Annotated in this window: 5 protein-coding genes and 1 pseudogene; 4 read left to right on the forward strand and 2 right to left on the reverse strand. The window is 68.8% G+C overall.

Annotated elements, in window-relative coordinates; genetic code table 11:
• Window positions 1–189: 189 nt before the first annotated feature.
• The 4 genes from ACXJKH_RS10095 (at window position 190) to ACXJKH_RS10110 (ending at window position 5,312) form a co-directional block, all read left to right on the forward strand.
• Window positions 190–1,977: an endonuclease gene (locus ACXJKH_RS10095; RefSeq protein WP_457319329.1), complete on the forward strand. Its 1,788-nt coding sequence runs from the start codon at window positions 190–192 to the stop codon at window positions 1,975–1,977.
• 70 nt (window positions 1,978–2,047) lie between these two features.
• A complete protein-coding gene (gene cutA / locus ACXJKH_RS10100; RefSeq protein WP_256775967.1) occupies window positions 2,048–2,386 on the forward strand; it encodes a divalent-cation tolerance protein CutA in 339 nt (112 codons plus the stop codon).
• The gene (locus ACXJKH_RS10105; protein WP_457319330.1) at window positions 2,386–4,758 is read left to right on the forward strand and encodes a protein-disulfide reductase DsbD family protein; all 2,373 of its coding nucleotides are present in this window, start codon (window positions 2,386–2,388) and stop codon (window positions 4,756–4,758) included. Before cutA ends, ACXJKH_RS10105 begins: the two co-directional genes overlap by 1 nt.
• Window positions 4,755–5,312: a TlpA family protein disulfide reductase gene (locus ACXJKH_RS10110; protein WP_457319331.1), complete on the forward strand. Its 558-nt coding sequence runs from the start codon at window positions 4,755–4,757 to the stop codon at window positions 5,310–5,312. Before ACXJKH_RS10105 ends, ACXJKH_RS10110 begins: the two co-directional genes overlap by 4 nt.
• Window positions 5,313–5,535: 223 nt before the next feature.
• Here the strand turns inward: ACXJKH_RS10110 and ACXJKH_RS10115 are convergent, their stop codons facing one another.
• Both ACXJKH_RS10115 and ACXJKH_RS10120 read right to left on the reverse strand, forming a co-directional pair.
• Window positions 5,536–8,169 carry an excinuclease ABC subunit A gene (locus ACXJKH_RS10115; RefSeq protein WP_457319332.1) on the reverse strand — a complete coding sequence of 878 codons (2,634 nt, stop codon included), beginning with the start codon at window positions 8,167–8,169 and terminating at the stop codon, window positions 5,536–5,538.
• A gap of 61 nt (window positions 8,170–8,230) precedes the next feature.
• Window positions 8,231–8,474: pseudogene (locus ACXJKH_RS10120) on the reverse strand (methyl-accepting chemotaxis protein); the annotation flags it as partial.

The raw sequence follows: 8,474 nt of genomic DNA on the forward strand, positions 1-8,474 counted from the left end.
CCGCTCCGCGGCCGGGGGACATTCGCCGGAAAGGGCCTGGGGGCCCAGCGCCCGACCCGCCGACCGACCGCCGCCCCCCATTTTCTTGACGTACGTCTCACTGCGGAAGGCCAATCCCGACATATCGATAGATGTGTCATCTGGATTGATTAGATTCGGCCGGCGATACCCAATCACAAGGAGACGTAGATGAGGTTGCTCACACCGCTGTCCCTGGGATGCCTGCTGGCATTGGCCGGCACCGCCCAGGCGGATGTATTCATCAATGAACTGCACTACGACGACAGCACGCCGGCCGGCGATGTCGGCGAGGCCATCGAGGTAGTGGCCACCGCCGGGGAGGACCTCAGCGGCTACCGCCTGTACCTGTACAACGGCAGCAACCCGTCGGCGGCAGCGGTCTACGCCAACAACGCGATCCCGTCCGGCACCGCGGCCGGTTGCGGCAAGGCCACCCTGGCCACGGTCACCTACCCCAGCAACGGTATCCAGAACGGGTCCAACGACGGCATCGCCCTGGTCGATGCCAGCGGCAAGGTCGTCCAGTTCATCAGCTACGAAGGCACCATCACCGCCGCAGGCGGCCCCGCGGCCGGCCTGACCAGCCAGAACATCCCGGTCAGCGAGAGCAACAGCACCGCCCCGGGCACGTCCCTGCAGCTGACCGGCAGCGGCAGCCAGTACACCCACTTCACCTGGGCCGAATCGGCCGGGCAGACCTTCGGCGCGTGCAACAACGGCCAGACCTTCAGCGGCACCGGCGGCAGCGGCCCCAATACCCCGCCCTCGGTCAGCGCCACCACCCCCGAACAGGGCGCCAGCACCTTCCCGTCGGCCGCCGATCTCAGCGTGACCTTCAGCGAGACGGTCAACCTGGCCAGCGGCGCCTTCGTGCTCAGCTGCGGGCAATCCGGTACGGTGCCGCTGACCCACGCCAGCAGCGGCAGCCGGTTCACCCTGTCCACCAACACTGCGCTGATCGCCGGCGAAGCCTGCCGCTTCGACATCCGCGCCACCCGCGTCAGCGATGCCCAGGGCGCCCATCCCGCTGCCGATACCCGCATCGCCTTCACCGTGGCCACCACCACCGGCAATCCGGACCCGGGCAATCCCGGTAATCCCGGCGAGTACTACTCGCGGGTCAACACCAGCAACCCCAGCCAGCTGCGCTGCTCCCTGCACGAGACCATCAAGGGCCACACCGCCTACCCGTACAGTGGCTCCGGCACCAGCACCTGGACCATCCTGGAGATCGCCGATGAGGATCCCAACAACAGCGGCAAGATCCTCGATGCCTACCGCAACCACAGCTACACCAAGGTCAGTGGTCGGGCGGGTACCGGCAGCGGCCTGACCTACAACCGCGAGCACACCTGGCCGAACTCGCTGGGCTTTGCCAGCACCACCGGCGACAAGGGCCTACCGTATGCGCCCTACACCGACACCCACATGCTGTACCTGACCGATGCGCAGTGGAACGCCGACCGCGGCAACAAGCCGTTCGGCAAGTGCGACAGCAACTGCGGCGAGCGCGCCACCGAGGCCAACAATGGCGTGGGCGGCGGCAGCGGCGGCTACCCGGGCAATTCCAACTGGGTGCGTACCCCCGACGGCAACACCGGCACCTTCGAGGTGTGGGGCCGACGCAAGGGCGACATGGCGCGGGCAGTGATGTACATGGCGATCCGCTACGAGGGGGGCAAAGACGCCAAGACCGGCCAGTCCGAGCCGGACCTGGAACTGACCGACGACCGCAGCAAGATCGTCAAAACGGCCGCATCGCCGGCCTACATGGGCCTGCTCTCGACCCTGATCGAGTGGCATCTGTCCGACCCGCCGGATGCGGCCGAACGCGCCCGCAATGAAGTGATCTACAGCTTCCAGGGCAACCGCAATCCGTTCATCGACCACCCCGAATGGGCCACCCCGGGCCTGTTCACCTCGGCCAAGCCGACCAGCTGCCAGCTGCTCAACTGAGCCCTCCCGACCGGCGCCGCAATGGCGCCGATCGGACCATCCGGGTCTGGCGGTCCTATACTCKGCGGTCATGTCGACCGCCGATCCCGTCTTTCTGCTGTTCACCACCTGCCCCGACGCGGACACCGCGACGCGGTTGGCGCGTGCCCTGGTGGAAGAACGCCTGGCCGCGTGCGTCACCCGCCTGGACGGGGCGCACGCCACCTACCGCTGGCACGGGGAGATCAACGAGGACCACGAGGTCCAACTGCTGATCAAGACCACCGGCAGCCGCCTGGACGCGGCCATCGCGCGGCTGCAGGCACTGCATCCGTATGAACTCCCGGAGTGCATCGCGGTCGAAACCCGCGCTGGCCTGCCGGCGTACCTGGATTGGATTCGGGCACAGACCCGAGAGGAAATTGATTGATGACGCTGTTTCGTCGTGTTGCCGCGCTGTGCGCGTTGTTCGTGGTGGCCCTGCCGGCGCTGGCCGTCAGCGAGAAAGACCTGCTGCCGGTGGACGAGGCGTTCGGGCTGACCGCGCAGGCGCGTGATCGCGACCGCATCGAGGTCAGCTGGAAGATCGCCCCGGGCTACTACCTGTATCGCCACCGCACCACCGTCAAGCCCGACGCCGGCTTCAGCGCCGAGGCGCTGCAGATGCCCGCCGGCAAGAAGCACCACGACGATTTCTTCGGCGAGGTGGAAACCTACCGCGAGCGGCTGACCGCCGTATTGCCGGGCAAGGCCGAGGACGGCACCGACACGGTGACGCTGGAGATCCGTTACCAGGGCTGCGCCGATGCCGGCGTGTGCTATCCGCCGCAGAAGCGCAGCGTGAAGGTGAAACTGCCCGGCGGCACCGCCGGTGCCGCCTCTGCATCGGCCGCGACCGCGCCCGCACTGACCGCGCCCTCGCCGTTCAACAACCCGCTGGCCGGCAACGCCGGCAGCGGCCTGCGCCTGCCCGGCACCAGCAGCAGCCAGTCACTGCCGCTGCCGTCCGAGCGCGCGTTCGGCTTCGATGCGATCGTCGACGATGGCAATACCGTGCTGCTGCGTTTCAGCCCGGCACCGGGCTATTACCTGTACCGCGATCGCACCTCGCTGAAGCTGGAAGGCGCCAACGGCATCCGCCCCGACAAACCGCTGTGGCCGGCGGCCAAGTCGCACCGCGACGAGCACTTCGGCGATGTGGCGGTGTATTTCGACCAGGTCGACGTCAAGCTGCCGCTGCGCCGCAGTCGCGCCGACGCGCAGGACACCACCCTGGTGATCACCTTCCAGGGCTGCCAGACCGACGGCATCTGCTATCCGCCGATGACCCGCCGGGTGAAGCTGTCGCTGCCGGCGGGCAAGGTCAACGCCACTGCAGGCGAGGCGGCGCACACCAATGAAGTGATCGCCCCGCTGCCGGGCAAGGACAAGCGCGCGCAGGCACGTGAACGCGACAGCGCCGGCCTGGCTACCCAGCCGATGCTGATCCGCCCGAACGCCCCGGCCACCGATGCGACCACTGCCGTCGGCAGGCCCGATGCCAGCGCCGACAACGCGCAGCGCACCCGACCGCCGGGCGACGATGCCGCGCCGACCACGCTGATCGGCGCGCTGCTGCTGGCGCTGGTGGGCGGGCTGATCCTCAACCTGATGCCATGCGTGCTGCCGATTCTGTCGTTGAAGGTGCTCGGCGTGGCGCAGAGCGGTGAAAGCCGCCAGCGCGCGCGCAGCCATGCGCTCTGGTACACCGCCGGCGTGCTGGTGGCCTTCGCCGCGATCGGCGCGCTGGTGCTGGCCCTGCGTGCCGCCGGCCAGGCTGCGGGCTGGGGCTTCCAGCTGCAGCACCCGTGGTTCATCGCCGCGCTGGTGTACCTGATGTTCACCGTCGGCCTGAGCCTGTCGGGGGTGTTCACCCTGGGCGGCAGCCTGGGCGGCATCGGCCAGTCGCTGGCCTCGCGCAGCGGTCCGGTCGGTGATTTCTTCACCGGCGTGCTGGCCTGCGTGGTGGCCAGCCCGTGCGTGGCCCCGTTCATGGGCCTACCGCTGGCCTACGCATTCACCGCCAGTACGCTCCCGGCGATCCTGGTGTTCCTGGCGCTCGGCCTGGGCCTGGCGTTGCCATTCCTACTGATCGGCTTCGTCCCCTCGCTGGCCAAGCGCCTGCCACGCCCCGGCGCGTGGATGGAAACACTCAAGCACGTGCTGGCCTTCCCGATGTACGGCACCGCACTCTGGCTGCTGTGGGTGCTGGGCAAGCAGCGCGGGGTGGACGCGATGACCCTGGTGCTGGGTGGGCTGGTGGTACTGGCGCTGGCGCTGTGGTGGTTCGAACGCAGCCGCTGGCGCAGCCAACGCGTGGGCGGCCTGCTGGCGCTGCTGCTGCTGCTGGCCGCGCTGGTGCCGGTGTGGGGCGTGACCCGCCTGGTGCCGCCGGCCAAGGCCGCGGCGGTCGCCAGCGACAACGTGGTGGCCTATTCGCCGCAAATGCTCGACCGGCTGCGCCAGGACAACCGCGTGGTGTTCGTCAACATGACCGCCGACTGGTGCGTGACCTGCAAGGCCAACGAGCGCACGGTGCTGGGCACCGATGCCTTCCACGACACCCTGCGGCGTACCAATGCGGTGTACATGCGCGGCGATTACACCAACGTCGATCCGGAAATCACCGCGTTCCTGGATGAGCACAAGGCCGTGGGCGTGCCGCTGTACGTGGTGTACGGCCCCGGCGCGCCGCCGACCGTGCTGCCGACCGTGCTGACCCAGGCGATCGTCGAAGAAGCCCTGCTGCGCACCGCCCGATGAGCCTGCGGCCGCCACGCCAGACGGTGGTGGTGGCCGCGTTTGCCGCGCTGGTCGGGATCGGCACGGGGGCGTGGTTCTTCAACCGCACGTTGCCAGAGCCCCCGGCGCTGCCACCGCGCGTGGTGGCGGCAGGAGCCGGCATCGGTGATGCCCTGCCGCCCATCACGCTGCCGGATATCGATGGCCGCACGATCGACCTGGCCAGCCTCCGCGGCCGACCGCTGCTGATCAACGTCTGGGCCAGCTGGTGCGCCCCGTGCGTGGAAGAAATGCCGGCCCTGGCCACCTTTGCGGCCGGGCAACCGGCGGACGGCGTGCAGGTGGTCGGGCTGGCGCTGGATACGGCCGATGAAGTGCGCGACTTTTTGACACGGGTGCCGGTGGGCTACCCGATCGTGCTGGATACGCCCGGCCCGGCCGATGCAAGCGTGCGTCTGGGCAATGCGCAGGGGTTGTTGCCCTACTCGGTGCTGGTCGCGGCCGACGGGCGCATCGTCAAGCAGAAGCTGGGCCCGTTCCAGGCCGGTGAGATCGAGGCTTGGGCAAGGCACTGAAGGGCAACGCGGCGCATTGCAGGCGCTGGGGCCGCGATGCATGGCGTCGCGTTACCGTTTGGCCGGGTCTTGACCCCTGTCGCGACACGCCCAACAACGACGAGATCAACTCTCTTTAGCTTCTGGGCTGGGGGACGCTACGCCAGGGGCCTACCGGCTGCGACGCGGCCCCAACGCTCGCGACAGACCCGAACGAAGGCACAGCCCAGATGTAAGAAGGACCTTATTTGAACCAGCGCCGCAGGTAACGCGCGGTCGCGCCGGTGGTGGCGCGGCTGACCTGCGCGGGCGTGCCTTCGGCGACGATCGTACCGCCCTGCTCGCCCGCGCCCGGGCCGACGTCGATCACCCAGTCCGCATCGGCGACCACGCGCAGATCGTGTTCGACCACCACCACCGTGTTGCCGGCGTCGACCAGCCCGTGCAACTGCGCCATCAGCTTGTCCACATCGGCCGGATGCAGGCCGGTGGTGGGCTCGTCCAACACGTACAGGCTGCTGCCGTGCTGACTGCGCTGCAGTTCGGTGGCCAGTTTGATCCGCTGCGCCTCGCCGCCGGACAGCTCGGTGGCCGGCTGGCCCAGCCGCAGGTAGCCCAGGCCGATATCGCGCAGCAACTGCAGCGGGCGCTGCACCGGCACTTCTTCGGCGAAGAACAGCAGGGCTTCCTCCACCGTCATCGCCAGCACTTGGGCGATGTTGCGGCCGTTCCATTCCACTTCCAGGGTCTTGGCGTTGTAACGCTGGCCGTGGCAGGTCGGGCATGGCGCATAGACACTGGGCATGAACAACAGCTCGACATGCACGAAGCCTTCGCCTTCGCAGGTATCGCAGCGGCCTTGGGCGACATTGAACGAGAATCGGCCGGCGCTGTAGCGACGTGCCTTGGCCATCCGCGTGGCGGCGAACAACCGGCGCACGTGGTCGAACAGCCCGGTATAGGTGGCGAGGTTGGAGCGCGGCGTGCGCCCGATCGGTTTCTGGTCGACGTTGACCAGACGCTTGATCGCCTTGGCGCCGGCATGCAGGCGGCCACGGGTGCGTTCGATGCTGCTGGGCACCGGCAGCTCGCTGTCCACCTCTTCCACCACCGGCTCGTGGCCGAGGTGCTCGCCGACCAGCTCTACCAGTGCCTGGCTGACCAGACTGGATTTGCCCGAGCCGGACACACCGGTAACGGCAGTGAACGCGCCAAGCGGGAAGCGTGCATCCAGGCCATGCAGGTTGTTGCGGTGGATGCCGCGCAGTTCGAGCCAGCCCGAGGGCGTGCGCGGCGTGCGCCGTTCACCGCGGCCGGTCTCGAACAGGTACGGCGCGGTGACCGAGGCCTTCACCGTGCGCAGGCCGTCGGGCGGGCCGCTGTAGAGCACCTGCCCGCCATGCTGGCCGGCGCCGGGACCCACGTCGACCAGCCAGTCCGCCCGCCGCAGCATCTCCAGATCGTGCTCGACCACGAACAGCGTATTGCCACCAGCCTTGAGCTGGTCCAGCGCGCGGTACAGCGCCTCGCCATCGGCCGGATGCAGGCCGGCGGTGGGCTCATCGAGCACGTACACCACGCCGAACAGGCTGGAGCGGATCTGCGTGGCCAGGCGCAGGCGCTGCAGTTCGCCGGGCGAAAGCGTCGGGGTGGCGCGGTCCATCGACAGATAGCCCAGCCCCAGGTCCTGCAGGGTGGCGATGCGCTCGACCAGGTCGTGGGCGATGCGTTGAGCGGCGATGCGCTTTTCTTCGGACAGATCCGGGGTGCGGCGCACATCGCTCCCGCCCACGTGCGAGGGGCCACCGGCAGCCGCGCGCGCCCGCAGCGCCTTGCGACCGGCCGCGCGGCTACAGGTGGCCGCCGTGGTGGGCGCATCGAAGCGGCCTTCGGCGGCTGGGCGCAGCGCATCGGCCATGGCACTGAGCGAGAGCTGCGACAGCGCGCCGATATCCAGCCCGGCAAAGGTCACCGACAGCGCCTCGCGCTTGAGCCGTTTGCCGTCGCAGACCGGGCAGGCGGTGCCGACCATGTAGCGGGCCACGCGCTTTTTCATCATCGCGCTCTGCGTGGTGGCGAAGGTGTGCAGCACGTAGCGGCGTGCACCGCTGAAGGTGCCCATGTAGCTCGGCTCTTCCTTGCGGCGCAGCGCGGCGCGGGTTTCGGCCGGAGTGAAACCGGCATACACCGGCGCCACCGGTTGCTCTTCGGTGAACAGGATCCAGTCGCGCTGCTTCTTGGGCAGGTCGCGCCACGGGATGTCCACGTCGTAGCCAAGGGTGACCAGGATGTCGCGCTGGTTCTGTCCATGCCAGGCCGGCGGCCACGCGGCGATGGCGCGTTCGCGGATGCTCAGCGACGGGTCGGGCACCATCGACTGCTCGGTCACCTCATACACATGGCCCAGGCCGTGGCAGTTCGGGCAGGCACCCTGCGGGGTGTTGGGCGAGAAGTCTTCGGCGTACAGCATCGGCTGCCTGGCCGGATACGTGCCGGCACGCGAATACAGCATGCGCAGCAGGCTGGACAACGTGGTCACGCTGCCCACGCTGGAGCGCACGCTGGCGGTGCCGCGCTGCTGCTGCAGCGCCACCGCCGGCGGCAGGCACTCGATCGCATCCACGTCCGGCACGCCGACCTGGTCGATCAACCGGCGCGCGTAGGGCGACAACGACTCCAGGTAGCGGCGCTGCGCCTCGGCATACAGCGTGCCGAAGGCCAGCGACGACTTGCCGGAGCCGGAGATGCCAGAGAACACCACCAGCGCATCGCGCGGGATGTCGACATCGACATCCTTGAGGTTGTGTTCGCGGGCACCACGGACGCGCACGAAGGCGTCCGTGGCGGCGGAGGTGCGGGGCTTGCGACGGGTGCTCATGCACGCAGGATAGTGAGCGCACGCGCAAGCGGCCAGTGAAGGGACGTGAGTGCCGCGTGTGCTATGCCGCCGCCCTGGCGACCCGACGGGTGCCGGAACGCTCCACCACGAAGGCGTCCACCGCCTCGGACAACAGCGCCGCCTGGCGTTCCATCGCATGTGCCGAGGCCGAGGCTTCTTCCACCAGCGCGGCGTTCTGCTGGGTACTGCCATCCATCTGCAGCAGCGYCTGCCCAACCTGTTCGATGCCGGCGCTCTGCTGCTGCGAGGCGGCCGAAATGCTGGCCATGATCGCGCTGACCTGC

This window comes from Stenotrophomonas sp. P5_B8 (assembly GCF_054049855.1).